Below are 23,813 nucleotides of genomic sequence, written 5' to 3'. Positions count from 1 at the left end.
CCGCGCCCCCCCCAAAGCTTGAAATAGGGGAGTCATTACAGCAAGCTAGCCAACAGCCACAAACGATAATCATTTACAATATTGAATGCAAATCAATTTGATCACATTTGCGACAGCCATCCCTTAGCCTTAGCGACAGCCGCCACGCAGTAACAGAGCCAGCAAGTACCCGCCACCTATCACTCCTGTCATTAATCCTACCGGCATCATCAGCCCTGATGGCTGTATCTGGGCGACAATATCGGCCCCTAACAACAGGCAGCCGCCCACCAGACCCGCACTGACCACCGGCAGGTTTGGACTGCGTGTCAGGCGTATTGCCAACTGTGGTGCCATAAGTGCGATAAAGGCAATCGGCCCCGCCGCGCTAGTTGCTACCGCAGCCAAAATCACGCCGCAGAACGTCATAATCTTGCGGGTGAGTTCGACACGGACACCCAGTTGGTGGGCTACCTCATCCCCCATGGTCATGATGTTCTGCTCCCTGGCACACATCAGCACCACCGGCAATAACAACGCGATGCTGCTGGCCACCGGGATAACGTGCAGCCAGTTGCGCCCCTGTGTGGTTCCCGCCAGCCATAAAGTGGCCATCACGGCGTTATCAATATCACCTTTAACCAGCAGCAAACCATTGAGGGCACTGAGTACCGCACCGACGCCAATGCCCATCAATATCAGGCGGTATCCCTTCACCACGCCGTGATGATGGGCTAACCAATAGACCAGCAGCGACGTCGCCAGCCCCCCGGCTATGGCCGACAGCACGATCGCTACGGTGTTACCGTTGAGCAGGACAATCTGCACAATCGCACCGGTTGCCGCACCGGTGGTGAAGCCAATGACGTCTGGCGATCCAAGCGCATTGCGCGATACGGACTGAAAAATCGCCCCGGAGATGCCCAAGGCGCCCCCGACTAAAACCGCCGTCAACACGCGCGGCAGGCGGATCGCCCTGACAATTTGCTGCGCCATGGGATTTCCTTCCCCCGCGATGGCTTGCAGCACGCTCGATACCGGCAACGTAAAGCGCCCCACCGTCAGAGCGAAAGCGGCAGCAACCAGCAGCAAAGAGGCCAAAACCAGGCATACCAGCACCGTCCTGTTAACGCTCATACCCGCCCCCCCTGCCAACGTTTCACCAGCAACACAAAACAGGGGCCACCGATCAGCGCCACCATGACGCCAACGCTGACTTCACCGGGATAGCCGACGATGCGCCCCAGAATATCGGCCAACAACACCAGCATGGCGGAAAACAGCATGGCCCAGGGCAATAGCGCGCGATGCTGCAATCCGGCAACGGCACGGGCAAAATGCGGTGCGGTCAGGCCAACAAAAACGATTGGCCCAGCCGCCGCCGTGGCTGCACCGGCCAGTATCACGATAATCAGAGCGGACATCACCACCAGCCAGCGCGGATTAACGCCGAGCGCCAGGCCGGCATCCGAGCCGAGTGCCGCAATATCCAGCATTTTGCTGCTGGCCAGCGCCAGCAACAGCCCCACGCCCACCAGCATGGCAACCGGGAGCAGTACGTCGAACCCTCTTCCCTGTAACGATCCAATCACCCAGTGCCGGAAGCGATCGAACGCTTCTGGTTCACTGTTGATAATGACGAGCTGAGTCAGGCTGAGCAGCACAATGGTCAATGCAGCCCCGGCCAGCACAATCCTTACCGGGTTATTGCCATCGATGCCACCAACCAGCAACACCGCAATGCTGACTATCGCCGCACCGGCCACGCCAAACCACATAGTGCTAAAGACATCCGCCACATTAAACACCGCGATCGACAGGACGATCGCCAACGTGGCACCGGCATTCACACCGAGCAGGCCGGGATCCGCCAGAGGATTACGGGTGAGCGTCTGCATGATGACGCCAGCCGCGCCAAGAGCCGCTCCAACCACCACGGCCAATAAGGTGCGCGGCAGCCGTAGATAACAGACCAGTAAATGCTCGCTATTGTGTGGATCAAACTGCGTGAGCGCCTGCCAAATCACTGCTGGAGGAATGGGGCGAGCGCCGAAATAGAGGCTGAAGCCACCGAGAGCCAGCAGTAAAAACAGGCCAGGGATCAGGCCAGCCAGTCGCCAGACACGCATTTCACCGCTCCTGCGTTGGGCTACCGGCAAAATGGCGGACAATGTCTGCCACCATCTCACTGGCACTGTAGTAATCCACCCGGAACGCATGCGCGCCAAGGCTGTAAACCCGGTGTTGTTGTACCGAAGGTAAGCGCTGAAGCAGCGGGTCATGCAGAAACTCGTTAATCCTGACGCCGCCTGCGCTCAACAGAAACGTGGTGCCCGCCGTTAACTGCGTCAGATTCTCATATTCAGCCCAGATAAAGTCACCGGAGCGGGTGAGATTGCTTTGCCAGGCCGGGTTTGGCGCTTCGATAGAAAACCCTAATGACTCGAGTAAACGGGCATGCACGCTGGCCGGTGTCGCCACGGGATTGACCGTTCCCGGGCCGTTAAAATTGATAATATTGGCTTGTCCGTCAGGCAGGTGGATTTGCTGACGGGCGTTGGTCAGCAGCGCGTCAAAACCGCCGATCCGCTGTTCAACCTGAGCCTCAAGCCCCAGTGCGGCTCCCAGCTCACGGGCAAGAGCTTGCCAGGTCTGATTGCCATAATTCACGATAATGACCGGCGCAATGGCCCGTAGCTCAGCCAAATGGGCGCGCGATGAGTCTGCGCCATTGATTGAGACGACGATCAAATCGGGGACCATGGCATAGGCCAGTTCAAGATCGATACTGCCCGCGGGCCAGACTTTAGCGATGTGGCGCTGCTCGGCCACCTTGTCCCATTGCCCAAAGAACTGGCCGTTCACCGCCGTCGCGCTGGCGACAACCGGAGCATCGATCGCCAGTAGCGTTCCGGTGACGCTGACGGAGGTAGAGAGAATGCGGCCAGGAGGGGCCGGGATCTGAGTGACGGAGCCATCCGCGTTGTGAAACGCCCTGGGCCAACCTTGGGCCAAACCATGCCCGCTGCCCATCAGCAAGGCAAGTAATAATAAAAACCCCAACACGGGATGACGACGTTTACCCGGTAACAACCTCATCTTCTGCTTGCTCCCTATGCATAACCCCGAGGTGCCATCTCAGTGGCCACGGAGTGAACTTATGTGCCTCGCATAACCTTACCCTGCTCAATGTATCGCCAACAACACAAAAAAGAATAATTTTCATTCGCATTAAGCTCTGTTATATAGTTAGGCGGCTTCCGTTGGCCAATCAGGAACGATATGCGATGAAATCATTGACTCCAATGCAGGCAGCTTCATGGGTAGGCAGGCACTCTGCGCAGGCATTAGGCGGCGTTGCCGCGCATTTGTACGCAGAATTCGATGGCACCATCACCGATATCCCCCGCTTTCGGCAGGCTGTGGACGCACTCTATCGCACGCACCCAATGCTGCGTCTTCATGTCACCGCAGAGGGGCTACAGCATGTAGTTGCCAGTCATCCACCACTGGGTATCGATGATTTTTGTCATTACCCACCAGACGAAGTACAACGATTACTGGCTGGCAAGCGGCGGCGCATGGAGAACCAGCAGTTGCTGCGCGATCAAGGCTACCCTTGCGAAATCAGCCTTACGATATTGCCAGGGCAGGCCAGCCGGCTGCATATCGATCTGGATATGATCGCCGCGGACGCCCTCTCCTTTCGTATCGTGGTGGAAGATCTCGCCCGCTTCTACCAACAACCACCGCCGCAGTGCACCCCAGTGATGGAGGTCGCCTGGTTTCGCTATCTGGCACAGCGTACCCACGATCCGCTGCTGCTTAGCGCCAGAGAGCGAGATCGCGCCTGGTGGCGGCAACGTTTACCGGACATCCCCCCAGCTCCCGCCATTCCCTATACGGACAGGCATTGTCAAACCCGCAGGATGGCAATCCAGCTTAATCCCCAAATCAGCCATGCCTTGCAGCGCTGCGCACGTCACCACCATCTGACGTTAAGCTCGCTTTTCCTTGCTTTGTTCAGCCTGACGATGATGGAAGGTTTCAGGCAGCCCGCGTTGCGCATCAACGTACCGACCTTTTTCCGCGCTCCCAAGATTGCGGGCGGTGACGACATCGTCGGTGATTTTTCCGATCTGTTGTTGTTCAGCGCCGGGCTGCGCCCCGATGAAACGCTGCTGCATTATTGCCAACGCACCATGACGCAGCTGCACGAAATCCTTGGCCACGGCGGCTATTCCGGGGTGAGCGTGATGCGCGATCTTTCGCGCCTGCGTGGCCAGTTGCAATACTCCCCCATCGTCTTTACCGCCGGGTTCGGTATCTCCGGTGGCGTGCTGTTCTCTGGGCGGGTCGGCGGGCAATTGGGTGAACTGGCGTGGGTCATCTCTCAGGGGCCGCAGGTCGCGTTGGACGCGCAGGTAGCCTGGATTGGCGATGAAATTCTGATCAACTGGGATGTGCGTGAAGATGCGTTCCCCCCCGGCCAACTGCATCAGCTCTTTACGCGTTTTCACACGCTCGCCGAACGTCTGGCAGCGGCACCGCAACACATTGATGACAGCGTTTCCGGCTGGTTGGCACCGCCAGCGGCAGTACGGCAAAAGGAGAAGCGAATGGGGAAACCATTAACGTCGCTCCAGCAGGCTTATCTGCTGGGAAGCGGCGAGCAATGGCCGCTCGGTGGCGTTGCCATGCACGATTTCAGGACCTTTAGGGGGGTCATCGATCCTGCGCACTTCCGCCGTCGGCTGGCAGAGTTGGTTAATCACTTCGCCGCGTTACGCACCTGGATCGACGAGGAAACACAGCAGCAGCACATTCTGCCTGAGCTGGAACCTCACCTGGAAGAGATCGACCTGCGCGATGCCAGTGAAGCAGACGCGGCTAAAAAAGTGCAACAGCTGCGGCAGCATTACCAACAGAGCCGCCACGATCCGTCGTCACCTCCTTGGCGGATCATTCTGATTACCTTGCCTGGCGCCACCGAGTACCAGATTTTCACCAGCTTTGATGCGCTGATCCTCGACGGCCAAGGGATCTCGCATATCGTCGCCCGGCTATTTGATGAACAGCCGCTTGCCGCACTTGAACATGACGCAACACCGAACGAAGTAGATGAAAAAGAACGGGAACGGGCAAAAGCCTGGTGGCAAGACAAGCTGGCGCAGGTCGTTACCCCTTCCCGGCTTCCCTGGCAGCAACCTTTGGGCGAGATCGTGCATCCCCGCTGGCGGCGTGAACAACAAATTCTGGATGCCAGCCACCTGAAGCAGCTCACCCGCCTTGGCACATCCCGGGGACTGTTTGCCAACACCACTCTGTCGGCTATCGTGCTCGACACGTTGGCGCTCTGGTCGGAAGATGAAGCGCTCACGGTAGGCATCCCCGTTGCCTTCCCGGCCAAAGAGGGGCAACCCACCAATCGTTCGACATTTATTGCCATTCACTACGTCCGACATTGTCGGCCGTTAGGCGAGAATGCCCAACGTCTGCAGGAAGACATTCTTGGCGGATTGCAAAACCTTGCCTGGTCAGGTGTGGATCTGGCTCGCCAGTTGTCACCGCGAACCGCGCGTGCCCCCGCGCTGCCGGTGATCCTGACCAACTGCCTGGGCTGGGAAACGCTACCGGCCAACGCGCCAATCCGTGCCGAAAGCGGTCTGACCCAAACGCCGCAGGTCGCGTTGGATATTCGCCTAATGTACGATGAGCAGCGCAATTTACTGATGATTGCCGACTATGTTGAGCAGGCTCTCGCGCCCGAACAGGTCAGCGCTATGCTGAACGCAATCCACCAGCGCATGCTGCATATAGTCTCTCAGGGGTCGCTGGATATCCCCGTCCGCGAAACGATGAATTACCCACATTACCGGACTAACACTCCCGCCAGCGACGCCGTGAGCAACGATTTTCTAGGCCACATCGCAAAAAATCTGTTTTCCGGCTCTCGTGATGGGGTGGCCGTTATCTGCGGCGAACAACAATTGCGCTGGCAGGCGCTGGGTGAGCTCGTCGCCAGCATGGCCAACGGACTGCTCGAGCGCCAGTTGGAGCCGGGGAGCGTGGTGGCCATTTATCTTCCACGCAACCTGGAGCATATCGCTATCTCACTAGCCTGCTCCCTGTTAGGGATTATCCGGGTGCCGATAGATATTAATTCTCCTACGGCACGGACGGCGTATTTACTGGAAAATTGCCAACCCAAGCTGGTGATATGCGATGAAGACGCCGTAATCCCAGGCTCGGTCATGCCTGATGCGCTCAAATCCATCAACGTCAGCCCACCTCGTTTTGACGCTCGAAGCGACAGCTCCCACCCCGCCTATTATCTATATACCTCCGGCACCACGGGCAAACCGAAATGCGTCGTGCTGAATAATCGGGCAACGGCCAACGTGATTGGGCAAACCCTCGCTCACTGGCAGATCACCGAGCGAGATGTCTTTATCTCGGTGACGCCGCTGCACCACGATATGTCGGTGTTTGACGTGTTTGCCTCACTCAGCGTGGGCGCAACGCTGGTGCTGCCAGCCAGGCATGAGGAAAAAGACGCCATCAGTTGGGGCCGCCTGGTGGCACAACACCGGATCACGCTGTGGTGCTCTGTGCCAGCGATCCTGGAAATGTTGCTGGACTGCGCAACGCCAGAACAGCTCTCCTCCCTGCGGCTAGTGGCCCAGGGCGGCGATTACATTAAGCCCGCCACCATCCGGTTATTGCGTTCAAGGTATCCTCATCTGCGCCTGATTTCACTCGGCGGCCCTACGGAAACGACTATCTGGAGCATCTGGCACGAGATCACCGCTAGCGACACGACGCAAATTCCCTATGGTAAGCCGCTGGCTGGCACTCAGTATTTTATCTGTCATGACAGCGGTGAACATTGCCCTAGCGGCGTTGCTGGGCGCATCCACACTGCCGGGGCCAATCTGGCCTGTGGCTATCTGGAACATGGGGCGTTGGTGCAGCACGACTTTGTTGACGTGATGACTCCAGATGGCCTTAGCGAGCGAACGTTCCGTACCGGAGACATTGGCTATTACCGGCCTGACGGCGTCATCATGTTTGCCAACCGCATTAATGGCTACGTTAAAATTCGCGGCGTACGGGTTTCACTGCCGGAAATCGAGGAGGCGTTGCGCCAGCATCCAGCCATCGAGGATATTGTGGTGCTCGACTACGCGGTGGACGATACGCCAGAAAAGTCGCTGGGTGCGGTCTATCTGTCCGCTAATCAAGTCCCGCCGAGCACGTCGGAGCTGCGTATCTTCGCGCAGCGCTATTTGCCCTGTACTCACATTCCTGGCCGCTTCATAGTGCAAACCCGCTTTCCCCTCTCGGCAAATGGCAAAATCGATCGCCATGCGCTGCGTACCGAGCTGGAGCAATCTCATTCGGCAACGCTCGCCGCCCCGGTGACACCTCAACAAACGGTGCTGGCAATCTACTGCGCCGTAATGGGTCAGCCGCTGCGGCCTGAATGGCATCCGCAGACCCCGTTTCTTGCCATGGGTCTGAAACTCAGCCATATGCCAACGCTGAGGGAGAGGATAAGCGTGGAACTCGGCGTTTCACTGCCAGCAGCGGCCTTGATTAAGTGCAAAAACGCCGAAGAGGTTTGCTCTCTGCTGCAATAAAAAGCCAATCTCCGCCAGCGGGCCAGCCCGTTGGCGGAAGATCTTACTGGTTTAGCAGTGGGTAAACCGGCTGCTGCCACGCTTCGGGCATCATCGCCCTACTCAGGAAGCTGTGCAGGTGGGTGAACATCTCCTCGACGTTCAGGGAAGCATACATCGCAGGATCGGCGTCAATATCGATATGCAGTTCGCTAGCATCCGTTCGGCCACGCCAGGTAATGTTAAAGCCATCCCCTGGGCCGCTCGCCATGACTTCGCGCTCTGCTTCACAGCCTGCAAACAGCGGAGGATCGAAGGGAAGTACGTTGATCAACGGAGAGAAAAAGTAACGAGTTCCTTTTCCCAACCCTTGATCGGCGGCCAGGGTCTCAATGCGATAACGCCCGTGAGCACGCAGGTCGCGTAACGTTTTCGCGGTGCGTTTGACGTAGTCCACAACCTTCTCCTGTGGTTCGACATGAACAAACAACGGCAGAATATTCACCGCCAACGCCGGGACGCTGGCGGCCACCCTGCCACGGCGGTTCATGACGGGCACCCAGATTGGCTGTATTTCAGCCTTATTCTCCCCATAAAGCCGAAACGTCAGCCAGGCAGCGGAAAGTGCCAATAGCAAATCCGGCCAACCTGTACCGCAGCGCTCGGAAAAGGCGCTCAACTGCTGGCTAAAATGTTCAGGCAGTACCGCTTCGCTGTGCAGACACTCCGCACCGTAGTCCTCCCCTCCCTTTTGCAGAACCGGGAGCGAAGGCCCATCGGTAACATACCGGCGCCAATACTCGGCATCCTGCCGCGATTTTTCGCTACTGGCGTAGTGCTGCTCTTCAGCCAGAAAATCATAAAATGCATGGAAAGGTTGGCTAGCGGTGGTTTTTTGCAGGCGGGCGCGATAAAGCTCAGCGAGGCGATGTTCGATCAGCGCCATACCGAAACCATCAATAATGATGTGATGCGCCCGAATATAAACGGTGTAATGCGAAGGTGAAAAGCGGATCAACCAGACGACCGCCAAAGGCTGGCTCAGTAAATTGAGCTGGCGCTCGATGTCGGCCTGCATTATCGATTCGGCAACGTCGGTCTGTTGTAACTCAATCAGGTGTACCCGAGGACGCCGTTGGGGATTGCAGCGCTGCAACGGTAGCTCGTCATTGTCAGCCAGTTGAAACTGGATGGTAAAAACATCGGTTTCAGCAACAACCTGCTCCAACGCCGCCAACAACGCAGGTTCATCAAGCTCGCCGCGTAGCGTGATGCGGTGGGCGACGGTAGAGACGGGCTGATGCGGATGAAAGCTAAACTCCTCCCAAAAATCAAACTGTGCCGGTGTCAGCGGCAACCAACGGACTGACTGAACGGTTTCCAACATGTTCCATCCCTTTTCAGTTTTTCAGTGTTGTGAAACAGCGACGTTGTATTCACCACCCGGTGAACGCCCTGCTTCATCCCAGAGAACAATGTGTGGCTCACGACATGCTCAGCACTGAAAATAAAAAGAAGAATTTGCTCGATCTGACAGGATGAGTAGCCCATCCATTAATGGAAATAGTAATCATTATCAATAAAAAATGAAATATCTTTGCTGTATTTTCAGCAAAAGCCAACGAGGGGAGGAAGGATTGAAGATGGCACAATAGAAGAGACGAAGCCCTGAGTTATTGCTAACTCAGGGCTTCTGAATGTTGGCGGAACGGACGGGGCTCGAACCCGCGACCCCCTGCGTGACAGGCAGGTATTCTAACCAACTGAACTACCGCTCCGCAACGTTCCCTCTTGCGGGGGAACGAGCCGAATATTACGGTTGCCTCGCCATTCCGTCAACGTCTTTTCTTATAAAAAGAGTCGTTTGCACAGTTTTTCAACGAACACGCAATGATTATGCCACTTAACCGCCATTTCTATCCTGCGAGGCCGTTATTCGGCTGCTGCGCCACCACGCCACAGACAGCTACCGCCCTTCTTTTGCACCAGATCCAGACGTGATTCGTGAGCCTGCAATTCTGCGTCACTGGCATAGATCACTTTCATCGCCGTTGCCGGGCGTTGGATGCGCTGGATATCCTGGGCAGAATCCGTCTGCTGGGTGTCCCCTTCCATCTGGAAAGCCATCGAGGTCTGGCCACCGGTCATCGCCAGATAGACTTCCGCCAGGATCTCGGCATCGAGCAAAGCGCCGTGCAGCGTTCGCTTGGTGTTGTCTATCTCGTAGCGGTTGCACAACGCATCGAGGTTGTTACGCTTGCCTGGGAACAGGCGGCGCGCCATCAACAGGCTGTCGGTGATGGTGCAGAAGGTATCCGTCTTAGGAATATCTCGCTGCAACATGCGGAACTCGTGATCCATAAAGCCGATATCGAACGCGGCGTTATGAATGACTAATTCGCCACCACGGATAAAGTCGATAAATTCAGCGGCGATCTGATCGAAAGTAGGCTTATCCGCCAGGAACTCATCGCTGATACCGTGTACGCCGTAGGCTTCCGGATCCACCAGCCGATCCGGCTTGACGTAAACGTGGAAGTGGCGCCCGGTCAGGCGGCGGTTGATCACCTCAACGGCCCCGATCTCAATGATGCGGTGACCTTCGTAGTGAACCCCTAGCTTGTTCATACCGGTGGTTTCGGTATCGAGAACGATCTGTCTGGTTGGTGTAGAGATCATAATGCTGTGCTCATGGCGCTGGTTTATGTCAGACTTGGTTTTTATAAAACTGATAGGAAGAGTCTACCAGAGATGCTTAAACAGGTAGAAATTTTCACCGACGGCTCTTGCCTTGGTAATCCAGGCCCCGGCGGTTACGGCGCAATTTTGCGTTATAAACAGCACGAGAAACTGTTCAGCGCGGGTTATTACCTGACGACCAATAACCGCATGGAGCTGATGGCCGCCATTGTGGCGCTCGAAGCCTTGACCAACCCCTGCGAAGTGGTGCTGAGCACCGATAGCCAATACGTACGCCAGGGGATCACCAGTTGGATCCACAACTGGAAAAAGCGCGGCTGGAAAACCGCCGACAAAAAACCGGTGAAGAACGTCGATCTCTGGCAGCGCCTGGATCTGGCGATTGCCCGCCACACCATCCGTTGGGAATGGGTCAAAGGCCATGCCGGGCATCCGGAAAACGAACGTTGCGACGTGCTGGCACGCGATGCAGCTGGCAACCCGACGCAGGACGACGTTGGCTACAAGCCCGAAGCTTAAGGTAGTTTGCGGTAACTCTTGGTCGCGCCCACTGCGCGGCTGAGTGAGTGCTTTCTTGCCCCGACTTTCATCGGCGTTGGCGTCAGCGGCAAGGTTCGCTTGCGGGCTACAATCACGCTCATACAGCCAAGCGCCGGTAAATGCGTACTCAAGAAAGTCCCTCCCTTGCGCTGCCAAGGCAACACGTGGAAGCGCGTCTGATCCAACACCTCATAATTGAGCAGGCTGAGCCAATCCAGCAGGCGCATCTGGGTAAACATCCGGCTGACGTAAGGCTGGCGTTTGCGCAACCGGGGGATCAGCTTCCCCAAGCCTAGCAGGCTAAAAGGGTTGAAACTGCTGATCACCAGCCAGCCATCGTCGATCATGACGCGATCGACCTCACGCAGCAAACGGTGTGGGTCATCGGCATAAGAGAGCGTATGGGCCAATAGACAGGCATCGACGGACTTGGCCGCAAAGGGCAACTGATAAGGATCGGCCTGCACATGCAGGTTATCCCCGGCCAATCCCACGTTAACCTGATGCGAGATGGCGCACTTTTCGCTATCCAACTCGGCGCTGAGATTGCCGATCTTCAACAGATGGAAACCAAACATCTTGGGCCACCAGGGCTGCAACTGCTGCTCCAACGCTTCACGATAGTATTCCCCCCACGGCAACCCGGCCCAGGAGTAGGGGCTAGTGAGCTTTTCTAGAGTCTGGGCTGGTTTCATGGTTTAGTATCTCTTTCAAGCCGTTGCCAACGAGAGGTGTTCCATGAATCTTATCAGCATTCCCGCTTTTCAGGACAATTACATTTGGTTATTGGCTAACCAGCAAGGGCGCTGCGTGATCGTCGATCCCGGCGAAGCTGGCCCGGTATTGGCGGCGTTGTCCCAACGGCAACTCACCCCCGAGGCCATATTATTAACCCACCACCACCACGACCACGTCGGCGGCGTAGCGGAAATCGTTGCGCAATATCCGGATCTGCTGGTGTATGGCCCTCAGGAAACCGCTAATAAGGGAGCAAATCGGTTGGTTCAGGATGGCGATATCCTGGAAATTGGCGGGCGTAGCTACACCACCATCGCAGTTCCCGGGCATACCCTAGGTCACGTGGCATTCTACAGTGCACCTTATCTTTTCTGTGGGGATACGCTTTTTTCTGCGGGCTGCGGACGGCTTTTTGAAGGGACTGCAGAGCAAATGTACTACTCATTTCAACGGCTCGCGCAACTTCCCGACGAAACCCTAATTTGTTGCGCACACGAGTACACGCTCTCAAACCTTAAGTTTGCCAGGACAATTTTGCCGCAAGACCGCCAAATTGAAACATATCAGCAACAAATTGAGCAATCAAGGGCAAAAGGAGTACCCAGCCTGCCCACAACGTTGCAATTAGAGCGTAAAATTAATCTATTTTTACGCTGCCATGACACTGATTTACAAAAGGAAATAGGCTTTAACTCACCACCGAGCCAGCTTCATTCGGTTTTTTCCGAATTACGCCTGCGCAAGGATGCCTTCTAAGCTTTTAGTTGTGTTTTTTGGCGAAGCAAAGTATCCTTGCTCGTCTTTTAAGCAACTATATTGACACACACATGAAGGCTAAAGCGATACTTCTCGCCTCGGTCTTGCTGGTAGGTTGCCAGTCATCCTGGAAGGATGCACCGGCCCCAAAGCAGCATGCACAGAGTCTGTCTTCGGCAGGTCAAGAAAGTGAAGCAGGAGAGTACACAGCGAGTTCGGCACGGTGGCTAGACAGTAACAGTAGCGCCGCTCAGCAGAACCTGTGGAACTTCATTAGCGACGAGCTGAAGATGGAGGTTCCGGAAAACGACCGGATCCGTGAACAGAAAAGAAAATATTTAAAAAGTAAGAGCTATCTCCACGATGTAACACTACGGGCAGAGCCGTACATGTACTGGATAGTCGGGCAGATTAAGAAACGCAATATGCCGATGGAACTGGTACTGCTACCCATAGTGGAGAGCGCTTTTGACCCTCACGCCACGTCAAGTGCCAATGCCGCAGGGCTATGGCAGATCGTGCCGCAAACGGGTCGCAATTATGGTTTGAAAAACAATCAGTGGTATGACGGGCGCCGTGATGTTGTGGCCTCGACGGCCGCTGCGCTTAACATGATGGAGCGTTTGAACCGCATGTTTGACGGTGACTGGTTATTGACCATCGCCGCCTATAACAGTGGTGAAGGCCGAGTCATGCAAGCGGTTAAGGCGAATAAACGTCAGGGTAAGTCCACTGAGTTCTGGGCATTGTCGCTTCCGCGTGAAACGTCAATCTATGTCCCGAAAATGCTGGCACTGAGCGATATCATCAAGCACAGCAAAAAGTACGGCGTCAAGTTGCCAAAAACTGACGAAACCCGTGCACTGGCGCGTATTGATGTCGGGCAGCAGATCCAGCTGACTCAGGCGGCAGAGATGTCTGGGCTTTCTCTCACCAAGATGAAGGCTTATAACCCTGGCTACAAGAAAGGCGTTACGGCACCTAATGGGCCCCATTACATCATGGTTCCCAAAAAGAATGCCGCACAGTTGAAAGACTCGTTGGCCGACGGACAGATAGCTGCAACATTACCAACCACCCAGTTGGCAAAGAACAGTGGCCTGTCAGGCGGAAGTGCGTATAAGGTTCGTTCCGGCGATACGTTATCCACCATCGCCAAACGGCTGAACGTTAAGACCAGCGATTTGCAGAGTTGGAACAATTTGCGTGGCAAGAGCACGCTGAAAGTTGGGCAAACCCTGCAAGTGGCCAGCAATGCCAAAGATAACAGCAGCATTACCTACCAAGTGCGTAAAGGTGATTCGCTATCCAGCATTGCACGTCGTCACGGCGTCGAAATTAACGACGTGATGCGTTGGAACTCAACGCTCGGCAAAGCCAGCAGTTTGCAACCTGGTGTGAAGCTGACGCTGTTTGTCAGCAACAAATCGTCGCCGGAAACCTAAGTTTTCGCTACAAAAAAAGCATCCCTCGGGATGCTTTTTTATTGGTCAAATTTCGCTACCAGACCGGTTGATCGGTTTGCGAATGGAACTCCACCAGCAGCGGATTGTGGTCTGAGGCCTGAGTCACCAGCACCGAGGCCTCTGTAACGCCCAGGTTGCGGTAAAAGATAAAATCCAACGGGCGGCCAAAGGCTTTGCGGCGATGATCGTCGGCGAAATTGACCTCGTGCAACGCCATATCGCTGGCAAATTGATACAGCGCGTTGATGCGCTTGCGGCTCCAGGCGTTAAAATCTCCCGCCATAATCACCGGCCCCCGATGAAGGGCGATCTGCTCACCAATCGGGCCAAGCTGCTTGCTGTAAACGTCCACTCCCAGGCTAAAGTTCACCGCGTGGATATTCACGACCATTAACAGTTGGCCATCTAATAAAGGGTAGACGGTGATCAACGCCGACTTGGCCAAACGCAGCAGCGGCTCCCGTTCGCGCAGCGGGCAACAATACACCGGATGTGCAGCCGCCAGCGTCATCACGCCGGAAGGGTGTTGCGGCAACACAAAGGCGGGCACCTGATCGGCCGCCAGATAGTTAGAGGTGGCAAAGCTGACCAATTCCGGCGTGGTCTGCGCCTCCTGCAATAGCACCAGCTGCGCATCTTTACCGAAGTCTTTCAATACCGAAAGCCAATCGGCACGCTGCTGTTTGAAAATATTCCATACCATCACCCGCAGCGCACCAGACGTAGGCAACGCGGCCCCGGGCGGTAGCGGCTGATTGATGGCACCAGGGAAAATCCGTTCAACTGGCTGGCCCGCAACATACCTCATTGCATAAGTTCGTTTCGGCACGTTATTCGCCTATTTCCCGTTCGGATGAAAATCACGTTGATAGCAACCTGGCTACCAAGACTCAATTCAGTATACGCCTGAGCGGCTCTGCCAACATGGCTTTTAGAGATCCAGTTATAGGGGCAAGGCGGGCCGATTTCAATCAATGCCGTGTATGTGTCTGTAAAGGTTCGCGCTGAATGCGCAAAGGCCCGCCAATGCGGGCCAAGAAGAAAGGTACAAGATGGGATCAGGCGAACTGCCGTGGGTGTTGTTTATCCAAGCGGCCACTGAGGCCAATCAGTAAAAACGCCCCCACGACAATCAGCGCACCGATCCAAGGCGTTTGTGCCAACCCTAGCGAAGCCACGGTCTGCCCGCCAATCACGGAGCCCAATGCTATCCCCACGTTAAAAGCCGCGATATTCAGGCCTGAAGCAACGTCCACCGCGTTCGGCGTGTACTGCTCGGCCTTCTGCACCACATAAACCTGCAAGCCTGGGACATTGCCAAAGGCAAATACCCCCATCACCACTACAGTCAGCAGCGCGGCGGTGCTGTGGCTGGCGGTAAATTGAAACACCAACAGCAAAGCGGCTAACGCGGCAAAGATAAAGCTCAGTGCCCGCACCGCGCCATGACGGTCGGCCAGCTTGCCGCCCCAAATGTTACCGATGGCTACCGCTATGCCATAGGCCAGCAAAATCCAACTGACGGCCGGAGCCGAAAAGCCAGCCAGCTCCTGCATCATCGGTGCCAGGAAGGTAAAGGTCGTGAATACCCCGCCGTAGCCCAGCGCGGTAACGGCGTAAATCAGCAGCAGGCGCGGGTGTGTCAGCACTTGCAACTGATCGCGGATGCTGGCACTGGCCTGGTTCTTGATGTTGTTCGGGATCAGGATCAGGCTGGCAATAATCGCCACTATGCCAATCAACGACACCGCCAGGAAGGTCTCACGCCAGCCGAAGTGCTGGCCGATAAAGGTGCCTAACGGCACGCCTGTCACTAACGCAACGGTCAAGCCACCAAACATGATGGCGATCGCCGTTGCCGCCTTCTCTTTGGCTACCAGGCTGGTGGCAATGGTTGAACCCACCGAGAAAAACACCCCGTGCGCCAGGCCAGTCAGTAAACGAGCAACCACCAGTGACTCATAGCTCGGTGACTGCCAGGCCAGCAGGTTGCCAAGGGTGAACAGCACCATCAGGCCCACCAGCAGCATCTTGCGCGGCACGCGGCCGGTTAAAGCGGTCAGTACCGGCGCACCGATCGCCACCCCAATGGCATACAGGGTCACCAGCAGCCCTGCGGACGGCACGGTGACGTTCAACTGCTCGGCGATGGTCGGGATCAAGCCGACAATCACAAACTCCGTGGTGCCGATGGCATAGGCACTGATGGTCAAGGCAAGTAAAGCGAGAGGCATTGCTAACTCCAAAATAGCGTTCGGGTTGATAGCGGTGATTATCTGCCTGTGCTTAAATGATAAAAATGCTCAAAATTTCAAATAAATTTTGCTGATGGAGCAACAATGAAGGCAAATTCGGATGAACTGATCACCTTTGTCACCGTGGTGGAATGCGGTAGCTTCAGCCGTGCGGCGGAGCACTTGGAACAGGCGAACTCGGTGGTCAGCCGCACGGTAAAAAAGCTGGAGAGTAAGCTGGGGGTCACGCTGCTCAATCGCACCACCCGCCAGATAAGCCTGACGCAGGAGGGAGAAAACTATTTCCGCCAGGTGCAGAAAGTCCTGAGCGATATGGCCGCGGCGGAAAATGCGCTGATGGAGAGCCGCCAGCGGCCCCAGGGCCTGTTGCGCGTGGATGCCGCAACGCCGGTCGTGTTGCACGTGCTGACCCCGTTGGTTGGCGAGTTTCGTGCCCGCTACCCGGAAATGTCGCTCTCGCTGGTCTCTTCAGAAACCTTTATCAACCTGATTGAGCGCAAGGTCGACATTGCCATCCGCGTGGGGGAACTGACAGACTCAAGCTTGAAGGCGCGCAAACTGATGACCAGCTATCGAAAAATTGTGACGTCACCGGCCTATCTGCAGCAGTTCGGTACCCCGCAAAGCGTAGAGGAGCTGGCGCAACACTGCTGCATCGGCTTCAACGATCTGCCCAACCTGAATCGCTGGCCATTAGCCTGCGCCGATGGCCGGCAGGTGGAGATTACACCGGGGCTGACTACCAACAGCGGAGAAACACAGCGCCACCTTTGCCTGCATGGCAACGGCATCGCCTGTCTGTCGAACTTTATGATCGATGAGGATATTCAGCGTGGGGATTTAGTGCAGATCCTGGTTAAGGAGACGCTGCCGGTTGCCATACCTGTGAATGCGGTTTATTACAGCGACAGCGCCGTAAGCAACCGCCTGCGCAGCTTTATTGACTTTCTTAGCGAAAGCCTGACACCCCACTAACCTGGCCGATGCTGCAACCAGAATGCGGTGGGCGTCAGGCCACCCAGCTTCTTCTGCGGCCAGTGCTGGTTATAGCTGGCACAGAGCGCCTGCAACACGTTATCCAGCGATGAGCTCTCCGCCGCTGGTAGCAACTGCGCCAGTTGGCTTTCGAGCCGCAGCACAATCTCCATTTGCGGTAACGCGGGTTGTTGCAACGTTATCCCCTGCTCCCGGCACCATCGCTGTAAGGGATGGGTTTGAGACTCGCGATTGCCGAACAGCTTTTTATTTTCAGTCTCAAGAGATTGTATATCACCTGGGCAGTGCGGTAACAGTTCCTTCAGCCAGTTGACCACCAGCATCGGCGAGGCTCCCGCAAAGGCTCGTGCACTCAGCCAGCCGCTGACCTTCTCTTCGGCCCACAAGAGGTGCTGCTCGCCGCCATCTTCGGCCGATAGGCTAATTCGTTGATAAAAAAGAGCGAGATTCCCCGGCCGTTCACCAGCCTTCACCGCCTTTTTACCTCGTAGCGCCCTATTTTCTGCCTCACCACGTTGGCCCACACCGCGCAGATAGCGATCCAATCCTGCACGGGAGATCGGCTGTTGCATGCCCTGAACCACCACCACCAGCAGCTCATCCAGCGGCAGCTGTAATTTTTGTCTCAGCCAGTTGATAAGCAAACTTTGCTCATCCGTCAGCGCCTTGCGAAGGGTCTTGGGCACCGTATGGCGATCGGCGACATCCTGGCGCTGCCGCCAACGGCGTACCGTCGCCACGGAAATGCCCAGCTCCTGCGCCAATAAGCGGTCACTTTTATCCGATTGCTGGATATAACGCCGCACTCGTGGGGTGGTGGTCGCATTCGCATGCAGCTTGATTTCCATCGTGGACTCCACACTAGAATTGATGCTCTATCATAACCAATCTTGTGAGATATTTTATAAATTCACCTCACACTGTGAACTGATTCACCTTTCTTTAAAATCCATTCCCTGATAATCCCAGCTAATAAGTCGCCACCCTTACCTGTTTTCTCCAATAAGCATACCTACGGGGTTTACCATGAACAACGCTCTGGGATTTCTTGAAGCCAAGCTGATGCCTCTGGCGGCCAAGGCCGCACAGCAGCGGCATTTGTGTGCCATCCGCGGTGCCTATGTTTCCTTTATGCCGTTCATTATCGTCGGCTCGATCCTGCTGGTGATCTCGTCATTCCCCAATCAGGGTTACCAGCAGTTTATGGCAGGCCTGTTTGGCGCCAGCTGGAGCAATATCATCGAGATCCCGTTCAACGCGGTGTTCTCCACCATGTCGCTGTTTGTCAGTTTCCTTACCGCTTACCGCCTGGCGGAACATTATGACGAGGATCGCGTCTCCAGCGGTATTCTGTCGCTGGTGTGCTTCCTGATCCTCACGCCGTTTATCAAGGTAGAAGCCTTGGGCAATATCAATGTGATCCCAACCGAGTGGATCGGCAGCAAGGGGCTGTTTGTGGCGATGATCGGCTCACTGCTGTGGACCGAACTGTTCTGCTACCTCAAGCGCCGCAAGCTGATTATCAAAATGCCCGAAGGCGTACCACCGGCGGTACAGGAATCCTTCGCCGCTCTGCTGCCTGCGCTGTTCGTGATTATCCTGGTGCTGGCGATCCGTATTCTGTTCGAACACACCAGCTACCAAACCATTCATCAGTTTATTTATAACGTAGTCGCCACGCCGGTACGTCACTTTGGCACTTCCTATATCGGTGCGCTGCTGACGGTATTGAGTATCACCATCCTCTGGTCGGTGGGGATCAACTCCGGTTCGATGGTCAACGGCATCATTCGCCCGCTGTGGATGGAAAACCAGACCGACAACATCGCCGCTATCCAGGCCGGGGTCACGCCACCGCACATCGTTACCGAACAGTTCTTCGATATGATCTGGATGGGCGGCGCTGGTGCCACCCTGTCGCTGGTGATCGCCATTCTGTTCTTTGCCCGTAGCAACAGCATCCGCGAAGTAGGTCGCATGGGGGCTGCGGCTTCAATCTTCAACATTAATGAACCGATCCTGTTTGGCCTGCCGGTGATCATGAACCCTATCATGCTGATCCCCTTCAACCTGGTCCCGGTGGTGTTGGTTACCGTGCAATACGTGGCGATGAAGGTGGGGGCCGTCGCCGTCACCACCGGGGTATTTATCCCCTGGACGCTGCCGCCGGTGATCAGTGGCTTTATCGTGACCGGCCATTTGAGTGGCAGCCTGATGCAGATCGTTAACCTGCTGATCGGCGCCATGCTTTATCTGCCTTTCCTGCGCATTTTGGACAAACAATATCGCGCAGCCGAAACATCAGGAGTTTGATATGTGGGGAATGATTGCAACCTGGCGTATGGCACTGGAAGGCGTCACCCAGGCCAGTGAAACACTGAAAGCCGGAGCAAGCGCCGCACAAAGCGTGGTTAGCGCGGTGGCGGAAGTGGAGGACTTTCCGTTTTATAAATCTGTCGGTTTCGGCGGTCTGCCTACCGAAAATGGTGAGGTAGAACTGGATGCAGCCTTTATGGATGGCGATACGCTGGCCTTTGGTGCCGTTGGTAACCTGGTGGATATCGCCAACCCGGTGAAGGTTGCCCAGGCGCTGAGCCGCGAACGCTTCAACAGCGTCCTGGTGGGCGCTGGCGCACGTGAGTGGGCCCTTAGCCAAGGTTTTGCCGACAAGACCATGCTCACCGAGCGAGCAACCCAGCACTATCGTAAACGTTGCCGCGAAACCATCGATAAGGGCCTTAGCCCCTACGATGGTCACGATACCGTCGGCATTATCGGCCTCGATTTGCATGGCTCAATGAGCGTGGCCACATCTACCAGCGGCTTGTTTATGAAACGCCGTGGCCGCTTGGGTGATTCACCGGTGATTGGCTCCGGTTTCTACTGTGACAGCCAGATCGGTGCGGCAACCGCCACGGGCGTGGGTGAAGACCTGATGAAAGGCTGCACCAGCTATGAGATCGTGCGCCGTATGCAGCAAGGCATGACGCCACAACAGGCGGCCGATTCGGTCATCTTCGAGCTGGAAGACCGCCTGATTGCCCGCTTTGGCCGGGTGGGCGATCTCTCCGTAGTCTGCATGAATCGGCAGGGAGAATTCGGCATCTCTACCAATATCAAAACCTTCTCGTTTGTGGTCGCCAGCGCCATCCAGCCACCGACGGTGTACCTGGCAGAACGCCGTGCCGAGCATACCCACTACACTCCAGCCAGCAAGCAATGGCTAACCGACTATGCCGAGCGCATTCGTGCGCCGATTGAGGAGATCCATTTTGATTAATTATCGATTACTGAGTGAAATCCCCTCATGGGAAGTTAACAGCCATGTGATTAGCTATCCCGGCAGCCCACTGCAATTACCCTGCAATGCTGCCCTGTTACAGGAACTACAGGCCACCGCCCAACAGCAAACCGCCGACTGCGCCTATGGCTGTGCTCCGGCAGGTCGCGTCACACTGTTGCCAAAAACGTTCTGGCTCGATGGGCAAACCAGCAAGCTGGTCACCGCACTGCGTCCTCTACTACGCAGCGGCTCTAGTACGCAGTTGATCGTCGACTGTACGGTGTTTGACCACCGTAGCCTGCTGGCACTGCCCCCTCTGCTGCATTTCCTGTTCAACCTGGATTACCAACTGAGCGATCTCGGTCTGAAAAAGGCAGAAGCAGCACCCACACCGCGTATCCAGGAGTTGGTATTCTATTGCCAGCCGGAGCAACGAGCCACTCTCGAGCAGCGATTGTCTCAAGCGGCTGCCACCGCCATAGGGATGAAGGCAGCACGACGCATTGCCGACATGCCAAGCGATCGTTGTACCCCAGCATTTTTCGCCAGCGAGATCGCCCGCCAGATTGCCCCCTATCCCAGCCTGAGTTGCGAAGTGTTGGATGAACAGCAGATCGCTGAACAGGGTCTTGGCTTGCTACAGGCGGTTGGTAAAGGTGCCGATAATCCTCCGCGTCTGGTGGTGATACGTTACCAGGGGAGCGACACTGGCCCCTTCAGCGCCTACGTGGGTAAAGGTATCACCTTCGATACCGGCGGCCTGTGGCTAAAGGGTGGCGATGGCATGTACACCATGAAATATGACATGTGTGGCGCCGCTAACGTCTTTGGCCTGATGCTGGCCGTGGCAGAACTCAAGCTGCCGGTCCGTCTGGTAGGCGTACTGGCGCTGGCCGAAAATATGATTGGCCCGGCAGCGATGCGCCCAGGCGATGTCGCAACCAGCTACAGCGGCTTAACCGTGGAAATCAATAACACCGATGCCGAGGGGCGACTGGTACTGGCCGATGGCATCGCCTACGCCAGCAGGTTGACCCATAATCAGCAGCCGCCTGAATACGTGATCGATCTGGCTACGCTCACCGGCGCGGTGGTCAAAGCCTTGGGTTACGATCTTAGCGGCCTGATGACCGAGGATGAAAACCTGCGTCACGATCTCACTCAGGCAGGCTTGCGTAGTGGAGATCCTCTGTGGTCGCTGCCTTTGGATGATCGCTTCAGCAAACAGGTAGAGAGCCATATTGCCGATCTGTGCAACACGCCGACCAACAATGCGGCTATCAGTACCTCTGCCGCCTACTTCCTAAGCCGTTTCAGCCCGGCGGATATTCCCTGGGCGCACCTTGATATCAGCGGTACCGCGCTGTGGCGCGAAAATGGCCGTAGCGTGGCCTCTGGCCGACCGATCCCACTTTTAATCCAGCATTTGCTGGAACGCCTGGAGAAATAACATGAAAAAGATCCTGTTAGTGTGTGACTTGGGTATGTCCACCAGTCTGCTGGTGAAAAAGATGCAGGAAGCAGCCATTGCGCGCGGTATTGACGCCGAGATCTGTGCCAAGTCGATCCGTGAATACAAAACGGCGGTAACCGAATTTGACGTCGCGCTGCTGGGGCCGCAGATCCGCTATAAGCTGGCCGAGTGCGAGAAGATTGCCCAAGAGCACCATAAAAAAGTCGCCTGCATCGATATGATGGCCTACGGCACCATGAAGGGTGACAAGGTATTGGATCAAGCCCTGGCACTGATTGAGGAGGCCTGAAATGGATTTGGAAAACGAGGTGATGGAACTGATTGCCAATGCGGGTTACGCCCGCAGTCTGGTGTTTCAAGCCATGCGCTGTGCGCGCGAAGATGAAGATTTCGTGCAGGCCGAACAGTATATGCAACAAGCGCAGGAGGCACTCTCTGGCGCTCATCACGTGCAGACCAAACTGATCGAAATGGACGAAGGCAGCGGTAAAATCCCGGTTCATCTGGTGATGGTCCATGCACAGGACCATTTGATGAACGCAATTATGTTGATGGAAATGGGCCGTGAGATTATCGCCCTACACCAAAAGATCGCTCGTTAAGACCAGCCAGGCCGTCTGTGGCGTCAAACCACAGACGGCCAATCTATCAATCCCAGTTTGGTGCCAGACCTTCCGGGCTAACCAGACGGCCATTGCATTCTAATGCAGCAATCTCAGCCATTTCATCATCAGACAGCGTCAGTTGCTGGGCCAACAGATTGCTCGCCAGGTTTTCACGCTTGGTCGAGGACGGGATCACCGCATAACCCAGTTGCATAGCCCAAGCCAGGATCACCTGAGCCGCCGTCACATCACGGCGCTTGGCGATATTGTTGATGACTTCATCCTGCAGCGCCTTGCCATAAGCCAACGTCATATAAGAGGTGATGCCAATGCCATGCTGTTGCGCAAATTCAACCACCTGACGGTTTTGCAGATACGGCGAGAGTTCGATTTGATTGGTGGCGATCGCATCAGCACCCACCGCATCAATAGCACGCTGCATCAGTTCAACGGTGAAGTTGGAAATACCAATCTGGCGCGTCAGTCCGAGTTCCTTAGCCTTCACCAACTCCGCCATCGACTCGGCAACCGAGATTTCATCGTTCGGTGACGGCCAATGGATCAGGGTCAGATCCACATAGGAGGTTTGCAGCTTTTTCAGGCTTTCTTGCAGACTTGGGATCAGTTGGTCTTTGCCCAGGTTGGCGATCCAGATTTTGGTGGTGATAAATAGCTCTTCACGTTTCACGCCACTGGCTGCGATAGCTTGGCCAACGGCCGCTTCGTTCTCATAGATTTGTGCGGTATCAATGGCACGGTAGCCCAGTTCCAGAGCGGTGCTCACGGAATCGATCACCACTTGATCTTGTAGACGGAAGGTACCTAAGCCAAATGCAGGGATGCTCATAATTGTGTTCTCTCGGTTTGTTTATCAAAACAGCTTGGGAGGATTATGGCAGCAGTTTTGTTGATCAAAAACGCCCTATTGTGCATAAGACTTTTGATTAATTGGCAACAATAATCAGAAATTGACGCTAATTGAGGCAGGAATAAACCATTGGGGTGTTCAATTTAAGCAAATGAAAAAGCCCTGAGTCAGAGACTCAGGGCTTATCAATTAAGTGGCGGAACGGACGGGGCTCGAACCCGCGACCCCCTGCGTGACAGGCAGGTATTCTAACCAACTGAACTACCGCTCCACCGATTCTTTTACGTCGCATCTTTCGATGCTGGCAAAACCACCTGGGTGATTTCGCGCATTATCAGGTGTCATACTGATAACGTTTATTTGATGCCTGGCAGTGTCCTACTCTCGCATGGGGAGACCCCACACTACCATCGGCGCTACGGCGTTTCACTTCTGAGTTCGGCATGGGGTCAGGTGGGACCACCGCGCTATTGCCGCCAGGCAAATTCTGTTTCATTCCAACCGCTTCACTCTCGTGTCGCCATCGAAACC

Annotated in this window: 19 protein-coding genes, 2 tRNA genes, 1 rRNA gene and 1 pseudogene; 10 read left to right on the top strand and 13 right to left on the bottom strand. The window is 55.6% G+C overall.

The window, feature by feature from the left end:
- Positions 1 to 129: 129 nt before the first annotated feature.
- From KGP16_RS05285 to fepB, 3 genes are read right to left on the bottom strand one after another with little or no spacing between them, the layout of a single operon-like run.
- Entirely contained in the window at positions 130 to 1,116 is a 987-nt protein-coding gene (locus tag KGP16_RS05285; RefSeq protein WP_094983006.1) for an iron chelate uptake ABC transporter family permease subunit, read from the bottom strand.
- Positions 1,113 to 2,108, bottom strand: a complete 996-nt coding sequence (locus KGP16_RS05280) for an iron ABC transporter permease (RefSeq protein ID WP_209523807.1) — start codon at positions 2,106 to 2,108, stop codon at positions 1,113 to 1,115. Before KGP16_RS05280 ends, KGP16_RS05285 begins: the two co-directional genes overlap by 4 nt.
- Position 2,109: 1 nt before the next feature.
- The gene (fepB, locus tag KGP16_RS05275; RefSeq protein WP_223500916.1) at positions 2,110 to 3,078 is read right to left on the bottom strand and encodes a Fe2+-enterobactin ABC transporter substrate-binding protein; all 969 of its coding nucleotides are present in this window, start codon (positions 3,076 to 3,078) and stop codon (positions 2,110 to 2,112) included.
- A 188-nt stretch (positions 3,079 to 3,266) separates the two neighbouring features.
- Here fepB and KGP16_RS05270 point away from each other — a divergent pair, with 188 nt between their 5' ends.
- Positions 3,267 to 7,622 (top strand): amino acid adenylation domain-containing protein, encoded by a 4,356-nt coding sequence (locus tag KGP16_RS05270; protein ID WP_223500915.1) that lies wholly within the window; start codon positions 3,267 to 3,269, stop codon positions 7,620 to 7,622.
- Positions 7,623 to 7,665: 43 nt separating this feature from the next.
- Here KGP16_RS05270 and KGP16_RS05265 read toward each other — a convergent pair whose 3' ends face one another.
- From KGP16_RS05265 to dnaQ, 3 genes are all read right to left on the bottom strand, one after another.
- On the bottom strand, positions 7,666 to 8,988 hold the full coding sequence (locus KGP16_RS05265; RefSeq protein ID WP_223498953.1) for a condensation domain-containing protein: 1,323 nt from the start codon (positions 8,986 to 8,988) through the stop codon (positions 7,666 to 7,668).
- A 314-nt stretch (positions 8,989 to 9,302) separates the two neighbouring features.
- Positions 9,303 to 9,379, bottom strand: a tRNA-Asp gene (locus tag KGP16_RS05260).
- A 154-nt stretch (positions 9,380 to 9,533) separates the two neighbouring features.
- Positions 9,534 to 10,280, bottom strand: a complete 747-nt coding sequence (gene dnaQ, locus KGP16_RS05255; RefSeq protein ID WP_024483610.1) for a DNA polymerase III subunit epsilon — start codon at positions 10,278 to 10,280, stop codon at positions 9,534 to 9,536.
- Here dnaQ and rnhA point away from each other — a divergent pair.
- Positions 10,234 to 10,820, top strand: a pseudogene (gene rnhA / locus KGP16_RS05250) (ribonuclease HI). The gene dnaQ and the pseudogene rnhA overlap by 47 nt on opposite strands.
- Here rnhA and KGP16_RS05245 read toward each other — a convergent pair.
- Positions 10,817 to 11,536, bottom strand: coding sequence for a class I SAM-dependent methyltransferase (locus tag KGP16_RS05245; RefSeq protein ID WP_094983000.1), 720 nt, complete (start codon positions 11,534 to 11,536; stop codon positions 10,817 to 10,819). The pseudogene rnhA and the gene KGP16_RS05245 overlap by 4 nt on opposite strands.
- Before the next feature lie 43 nt (positions 11,537 to 11,579).
- Between KGP16_RS05245 and gloB the strand changes: the two genes are divergently transcribed.
- Together gloB and mltD are read left to right on the top strand one after the other, a co-directional pair.
- Positions 11,580 to 12,335 (top strand): hydroxyacylglutathione hydrolase, encoded by a 756-nt coding sequence (gloB, locus tag KGP16_RS05240; protein WP_218519821.1) that lies wholly within the window; start codon positions 11,580 to 11,582, stop codon positions 12,333 to 12,335.
- 71 nt (positions 12,336 to 12,406) lie between these two features.
- Complete coding sequence (gene mltD, locus KGP16_RS05235; protein WP_223500914.1) at positions 12,407 to 13,780, top strand: murein transglycosylase D; 1,374 nt, start codon at positions 12,407 to 12,409, stop codon at positions 13,778 to 13,780.
- Between the two features lie 55 nt (positions 13,781 to 13,835).
- On the opposite strand, the gene KGP16_RS05230 is transcribed toward mltD, so the two are convergent.
- Together KGP16_RS05230 and KGP16_RS05225 are read right to left on the bottom strand one after the other, a co-directional pair.
- Positions 13,836 to 14,609 carry an endonuclease/exonuclease/phosphatase family protein gene (locus KGP16_RS05230; RefSeq protein ID WP_021181971.1) on the bottom strand — a complete coding sequence of 258 codons (774 nt, stop codon included), beginning with the start codon at positions 14,607 to 14,609 and terminating at the stop codon, positions 13,836 to 13,838.
- Positions 14,610 to 14,859: 250 nt separating this feature from the next.
- Positions 14,860 to 16,035 (bottom strand): MFS transporter, encoded by a 1,176-nt coding sequence (locus KGP16_RS05225; protein ID WP_021805640.1) that lies wholly within the window; start codon positions 16,033 to 16,035, stop codon positions 14,860 to 14,862.
- 105 nt (positions 16,036 to 16,140) lie between these two features.
- Here KGP16_RS05225 and yafC point away from each other — a divergent pair, with 105 nt between their 5' ends.
- Positions 16,141 to 17,031, top strand: coding sequence for a DNA-binding transcriptional regulator YafC (yafC, locus tag KGP16_RS05220; RefSeq protein ID WP_021805641.1), 891 nt, complete (start codon positions 16,141 to 16,143; stop codon positions 17,029 to 17,031).
- On the opposite strand, the gene KGP16_RS05215 is transcribed toward yafC, so the two are convergent.
- The gene (locus tag KGP16_RS05215) at positions 17,028 to 17,900 is read right to left on the bottom strand and encodes a hypothetical protein (protein ID WP_223500913.1); all 873 of its coding nucleotides are present in this window, start codon (positions 17,898 to 17,900) and stop codon (positions 17,028 to 17,030) included. The genes yafC and KGP16_RS05215 overlap by 4 nt on opposite strands.
- Before the next feature lie 178 nt (positions 17,901 to 18,078).
- Here KGP16_RS05215 and KGP16_RS05210 point away from each other — a divergent pair, with 178 nt between their 5' ends.
- Genes KGP16_RS05210 through KGP16_RS05190 form a run of 5 tightly spaced genes read left to right on the top strand, consistent with a single transcriptional unit; the run spans position 18,079 to position 22,411 of the window.
- The gene (locus KGP16_RS05210; RefSeq protein ID WP_021805643.1) at positions 18,079 to 19,365 is read left to right on the top strand and encodes a PTS sugar transporter subunit IIC; all 1,287 of its coding nucleotides are present in this window, start codon (positions 18,079 to 18,081) and stop codon (positions 19,363 to 19,365) included.
- 1 nt (position 19,366) lies between these two features.
- Entirely contained in the window at positions 19,367 to 20,332 is a 966-nt protein-coding gene (locus tag KGP16_RS05205; RefSeq protein WP_094982997.1) for a N(4)-(beta-N-acetylglucosaminyl)-L-asparaginase, read from the top strand.
- Positions 20,325 to 21,785: a M17 family metallopeptidase gene (locus KGP16_RS05200; protein ID WP_059199893.1), complete on the top strand. Its 1,461-nt coding sequence runs from the start codon at positions 20,325 to 20,327 to the stop codon at positions 21,783 to 21,785. Before KGP16_RS05205 ends, KGP16_RS05200 begins: the two co-directional genes overlap by 8 nt.
- A 1-nt stretch (position 21,786) precedes the next feature.
- Complete coding sequence (locus KGP16_RS05195; RefSeq protein WP_021805646.1) at positions 21,787 to 22,098, top strand: PTS sugar transporter subunit IIB; 312 nt, start codon at positions 21,787 to 21,789, stop codon at positions 22,096 to 22,098.
- A gap of 1 nt (position 22,099) precedes the next feature.
- Positions 22,100 to 22,411 (top strand): PTS lactose/cellobiose transporter subunit IIA, encoded by a 312-nt coding sequence (locus KGP16_RS05190; RefSeq protein WP_021805647.1) that lies wholly within the window; start codon positions 22,100 to 22,102, stop codon positions 22,409 to 22,411.
- Between the two features lie 46 nt (positions 22,412 to 22,457).
- Here KGP16_RS05190 and dkgB read toward each other — a convergent pair whose 3' ends face one another.
- The 3 genes from dkgB to rrf all read right to left on the bottom strand — a co-directional run bounded on the left by dkgB (position 22,458) and on the right by rrf (position 23,763).
- Positions 22,458 to 23,261, bottom strand: coding sequence for a 2,5-didehydrogluconate reductase DkgB (gene dkgB, locus KGP16_RS05185; RefSeq protein WP_218519826.1), 804 nt, complete (start codon positions 23,259 to 23,261; stop codon positions 22,458 to 22,460).
- Positions 23,262 to 23,476: 215 nt separating this feature from the next.
- Positions 23,477 to 23,553 (bottom strand) — tRNA-Asp (locus KGP16_RS05180).
- Positions 23,554 to 23,647: 94 nt separating this feature from the next.
- Positions 23,648 to 23,763: ribosomal RNA gene (rrf, locus tag KGP16_RS05175) — 5S ribosomal RNA — on the bottom strand.
- Positions 23,764 to 23,813 lie beyond the last annotated feature (50 nt).

The organism is Serratia sp. JSRIV006, assembly GCF_019968685.1.
Taxonomy (GTDB): Bacteria; Pseudomonadota; Gammaproteobacteria; order Enterobacterales; family Enterobacteriaceae; genus Chania; species Chania fonticola_B.
The sequence above is the reverse complement of the archived record's forward strand: the minus strand, read 5'-3'. Positions and strand labels throughout refer to the sequence as shown.

What these genes read in the sequence shown, in the direction of transcription:
- KGP16_RS05285 (WP_094983006.1), bottom strand. Translation starts at nt 1,116, where the DNA reads ATGAGCGTTAACAGGACGGTGCTGGTATGCCTGGTTTTGGCCTCTTTG.
- KGP16_RS05280 (WP_209523807.1), bottom strand. Translation starts at nt 2,108, where the DNA reads ATGCGTGTCTGGCGACTGGCTGGCCTGATCCCTGGCCTGTTTTTACTG.
- fepB (WP_223500916.1), bottom strand. Translation starts at nt 3,078, where the DNA reads ATGAGGTTGTTACCGGGTAAACGTCGTCATCCCGTGTTGGGGTTTTTA.
- KGP16_RS05270 (WP_223500915.1), top strand. Translation starts at nt 3,267, where the DNA reads ATGAAATCATTGACTCCAATGCAGGCAGCTTCATGGGTAGGCAGGCAC.
- KGP16_RS05265 (WP_223498953.1), bottom strand. Translation starts at nt 8,988, where the DNA reads ATGTTGGAAACCGTTCAGTCAGTCCGTTGGTTGCCGCTGACACCGGCA.
- dnaQ (WP_024483610.1), bottom strand. Translation starts at nt 10,280, where the DNA reads ATGATCTCTACACCAACCAGACAGATCGTTCTCGATACCGAAACCACC.
- KGP16_RS05245 (WP_094983000.1), bottom strand. Translation starts at nt 11,536, where the DNA reads ATGAAACCAGCCCAGACTCTAGAAAAGCTCACTAGCCCCTACTCCTGG.
- gloB (WP_218519821.1), top strand. Translation starts at nt 11,580, where the DNA reads ATGAATCTTATCAGCATTCCCGCTTTTCAGGACAATTACATTTGGTTA.
- mltD (WP_223500914.1), top strand. Translation starts at nt 12,407, where the DNA reads ATGAAGGCTAAAGCGATACTTCTCGCCTCGGTCTTGCTGGTAGGTTGC.
- KGP16_RS05230 (WP_021181971.1), bottom strand. Translation starts at nt 14,609, where the DNA reads ATGAGGTATGTTGCGGGCCAGCCAGTTGAACGGATTTTCCCTGGTGCC.
- KGP16_RS05225 (WP_021805640.1), bottom strand. Translation starts at nt 16,035, where the DNA reads ATGCCTCTCGCTTTACTTGCCTTGACCATCAGTGCCTATGCCATCGGC.
- yafC (WP_021805641.1), top strand. Translation starts at nt 16,141, where the DNA reads ATGAAGGCAAATTCGGATGAACTGATCACCTTTGTCACCGTGGTGGAA.
- KGP16_RS05215 (WP_223500913.1), bottom strand. Translation starts at nt 17,900, where the DNA reads ATGGAAATCAAGCTGCATGCGAATGCGACCACCACCCCACGAGTGCGG.
- KGP16_RS05210 (WP_021805643.1), top strand. Translation starts at nt 18,079, where the DNA reads ATGAACAACGCTCTGGGATTTCTTGAAGCCAAGCTGATGCCTCTGGCG.
- KGP16_RS05205 (WP_094982997.1), top strand. Translation starts at nt 19,367, where the DNA reads ATGTGGGGAATGATTGCAACCTGGCGTATGGCACTGGAAGGCGTCACC.
- KGP16_RS05195 (WP_021805646.1), top strand. Translation starts at nt 21,787, where the DNA reads ATGAAAAAGATCCTGTTAGTGTGTGACTTGGGTATGTCCACCAGTCTG.
- KGP16_RS05190 (WP_021805647.1), top strand. Translation starts at nt 22,100, where the DNA reads ATGGATTTGGAAAACGAGGTGATGGAACTGATTGCCAATGCGGGTTAC.
- dkgB (WP_218519826.1), bottom strand. Translation starts at nt 23,261, where the DNA reads ATGAGCATCCCTGCATTTGGCTTAGGTACCTTCCGTCTACAAGATCAA.